Source organism: Streptomyces sp. NRRL WC-3549 (assembly GCF_000721935.1).
Classification (GTDB): domain Bacteria; phylum Actinomycetota; class Actinomycetes; order Streptomycetales; family Streptomycetaceae; genus Streptomyces.
Genome location: NZ_KL585399.1, coordinates 161,815 through 165,024, shown reverse-complemented (window position 1 = coordinate 165,024; position 3,210 = coordinate 161,815). Strand labels below are relative to the sequence as shown.

Here is a 3,210-nt window from a genome sequence, read left to right as displayed (position 1 = left end):
GGCCGCACCTCCTGGCCGCCGCCTTCCCGCCCGGCTCGGTCACCGGCGCCCCCAAGTCCAGCGCCCTGCGCGTCATCCGCGCCCTGGAGAGGGCTCCCCGCGGTCCCTACTGCGGAGGCATCGGCTGGGTCGACGCCGACCGGGGCACCGCGTCCCTGGCCGTCGGCATACGGACCTTCTGGATCGACCGCACCGGCCCGGCGCCCCTGCTCCGCTTCGGGACCGGGGCCGGCATCACCTGGGGCTCCGACCCGCGACGCGAATGGGCGGAGACCGAACTGAAGGCACGGCGGCTGCTCGCTGTAGCGTCGGGCGCGTACGACCCCGTCACCTGCGGGGACGACGCGGACACGGGAAGGACCGGGGCATGAGGATTTGGGTCGGCGGCGGACTGCGGGACGCCGATGACGCACGGGTGTCCGTGCTCGACCACGGGCTGACCGTGGGGGACGGCGTCTTCGAGACGGTCAAGGTCACCAGGGGCCGCACCTTCGCCCTCACCCGGCACCTCGACCGGCTGGGCCGTTCCGCACGCGGCCTGGGCCTGCCCGACCCCGACACGGACGAGCTCCGCCGCGCGGTCGCCGCCGTCGTCGAGGCCAACCCCGTCCCGCTCGGCCGGCTCCGGATCACCTACACCGGCGGGCTCTCCCCGCTCGGCTCCGACCGCGGCGACGCGGCCCCCGGCCTGGTCGTCGCCCTCGGCGAGGCCACGCGCCGCCCCGACAGCACCGCCGTGATCACCGTCCCCTGGACCCGCAACGAACGCGGCGCGGTGACCGGCCTGAAGACCACCTCGTACGCCGAGAACGTCGTCGCCCTGGCCCGCGCCCACGAGCAGGGGGCATCCGAGGCGCTGTTCCCCAACACCGTCGGGCAGCTCTGCGAGGGCACCGGCTCCAACGTCTTCGTCGTCCTGGACGGCCAGATCCACACACCGCCGGTCTCCTCCGGCTGCCTCGCCGGCATCACCCGCGCCCTGGCCGCCGAGTGGGCCGGGGCCCGCGAGACCGAGCTCCCGCAGGACGTCCTGGAGCGGGCCGACGAGATCTTCCTGACCTCCACCCTCCGCGACGTCCAGGCCGTCCACCGGGTCGACGGACGCGAACTGCCGGGCGCCCCCGGGCCGGTCACGGCGAAGGCCATGCGGATCTTCGACGAGCGCGCGGCGGACGACCTCGACCCGTGAATGACCGGAACCCGGGTGACAGGGGCCCCTCGGCCGGATAGAAAGCCCTGGTGACCACGACACTCCGGCCGACCGGGCCGATCGACGAAGGCGCCGACGGCGCGCGGACGCGCACGTACGACGTATGTGACAACGGCCGTCCCGTCGGCGCCGTCGAAATCGGCACCGACCCCCGCTTCGGACCCACGGCGGCCGTCCTGCGCTCCCTGCGCATCGACGAGGCCCACCGCAGGCGGGGCCGCGGAACCATGGCCGCGCTCGCCACCGAGGAGGTGCTGCGCGGCTGGGGCTGCACCCAGGTCCGCCTGGAGGTACCCGCCGACGACCCGGCGGCCCGGGGGTTCGCCGCCGCGCTCGGCTACACCGCGCGCAGCCGGAACATGCTCAAGGAGCTCGGTGAGCCGGTGCCGGCACCGCCCGCGGGTCTCACCGCCCGCCCCATGACCGAGCGGGAGTTCACCGTCTGGATGAGCACCGCCGTGGACACGTACACACGGGAGTGGTCGCGGCGGGGCGTCCCCGAGGACCAGGCCAGGCGCAAGTCGGAACGCGACCACGCCGCGCTCCTGCCGCAGGGCCTCGCCACCGAGGGCACGCACTTCCACGTGCTGGTCCACGGGGACGACATCGTCGGCCACGTCTGGCTGGCCCGGCACCGGGAGACACCGCGGCACGATCCGATCGGCTACGTCTTCGACGTCGAGGTGCGCGAGGACCGGCGCGGCCACGGCCACGGCCGCACCCTGCTGCACCTGGCCGAGGACCTCACCCGGCGCGAGGGCCTGGACCGGCTCGGTCTGCACGTCTTCGAGTCCAACACCCCCGCGCTGCGGCTGTACCAGTCGCTGGGCTACGCCACGACCCGGTACAACCTCGCCAAGACCCTGTGACCGGCCGCCAGGGCGGTCCCGGTCACCACGCGGGGACCGCCCGTGGTCAGTCCTGTCCGGCCAGCAGCCGGTCGGCGATCTCCTCGATCCGCTCCCGCAGCCCCTCCTGGCTCTTCCCGCCGTCCAGGCGCTCCTCGCCGATCACATAGGTCGGGGTCCCGGTGACCCCGATCGCCTTGCCCTCGGCCTGGTCCGCGTCGACGATCAGCAGGTGCCGGCCGTCGATCAGGGCCGTGTCGAACTCCTCGGCGTCCAGCCCCAGTTCCCCGGCCAGCTCCAGCAGTACCCGCTCACCGCCGCCGGCGAGCCCGGCGGTGCGCCCGAGCACGGCCTCGGCGTACGGCCACCCCTTGCCCTGGACCGCGGCCTCCTCGGCGGCCTGGGCCGCGGCGTAGGCGTGCTTGTGCTTCTCCAGCGGGAAGTGGCGCAGCCGGATCTCCAGCCGGTCGCCGTAGCGGGCGCGCAGGGCCCGGACGTCGGAGAGGGCCAGATGACAGTCGGGGCACTCCAGGTCGCACCAGAGGTCGAGGACGACCGGCGCGGCGGAGGTGGAATCGCTCATGGGGACAGTCTTCCAGGCCGCGGGGAGGCCCTCACACCTGGTCCGGCCGGGGCCTGAGCGCGGCCGGCGCGGATCCGCCGGCAGTCCTCAGGGAGGAGCGAAGCCCTGAAAAGTCCCTGATGTGGTCCCGGGCCGTGGCCCCGGCACGGCAAACCGGTGCACGATGGAAGGGACGTTCCCGATGCGCTGGAGGCCCCGTGATGCTTGCCGAGACCATCTGTTCCGCGGTGTCGGCTGCCGGCCTGGGCATCGCCGCGATCACCGCGTACCGCAAGCGCTTCCTCGCGGCCACCCGGATCGCGGCGTACTCGCTGGTGCCCGTCGGCCTCGTGATGACCGGTGTCGTCGCGTGGGTCACCGGCATCGTCTTCAAGCCGAGCGTAGCCGAGCGTCTGGATCGGCTTCGGGCTGCTGGCGGTGGCCTGGCTGCTGTTCGTGACGACCCGGGCCGTGGAACGCAGGGGCGGCACCACGCGCAAGGAGCGCAAGGCCGCGCGGGCGTCCTCCCGGACCTCCGCCGTCGCCCCCGCCGCGTCGTCCCCCTCCCTCACGAGCGGTGGCCCGGCACC

At 74.2% G+C, this 3,210-nt stretch carries 4 protein-coding genes and 1 pseudogene; 4 read left to right on the top strand and 1 reads right to left on the bottom strand.

The annotated features are described in order from the left end of the window. From IH13_RS0115695 to IH13_RS0115685, 3 genes are all read left to right on the top strand, one after another. Positions 1-371, top strand: a 371-nt coding sequence (locus tag IH13_RS0115695; RefSeq protein WP_031084861.1) for a chorismate-binding protein, incomplete at its 5' end; no start/stop codon positions are given. Beyond that, the gene (locus IH13_RS0115690; protein WP_031084859.1) at positions 368-1,189 is read left to right on the top strand and encodes an aminotransferase class IV; all 822 of its coding nucleotides are present in this window, start codon (positions 368-370) and stop codon (positions 1,187-1,189) included. The genes IH13_RS0115695 and IH13_RS0115690, both read left to right, overlap by 4 nt. 50 nt (positions 1,190-1,239) lie before the next feature. Continuing rightward, positions 1,240-2,079: a GNAT family N-acetyltransferase gene (locus tag IH13_RS0115685; protein ID WP_031084857.1), complete on the top strand. Its 840-nt coding sequence runs from the start codon at positions 1,240-1,242 to the stop codon at positions 2,077-2,079. A gap of 46 nt (positions 2,080-2,125) precedes the next feature. Here IH13_RS0115685 and IH13_RS0115680 read toward each other — a convergent pair whose 3' ends face one another. Beyond that, entirely contained in the window at positions 2,126-2,641 is a 516-nt protein-coding gene (locus IH13_RS0115680; RefSeq protein WP_031084853.1) for a DsbA family protein, read from the bottom strand. A 200-nt stretch (positions 2,642-2,841) separates the two neighbouring features. Here IH13_RS0115680 and IH13_RS37600 point away from each other — a divergent pair. Further along, a pseudogene (locus IH13_RS37600) lies at positions 2,842-3,210 on the top strand (hypothetical protein); the annotation flags it as partial.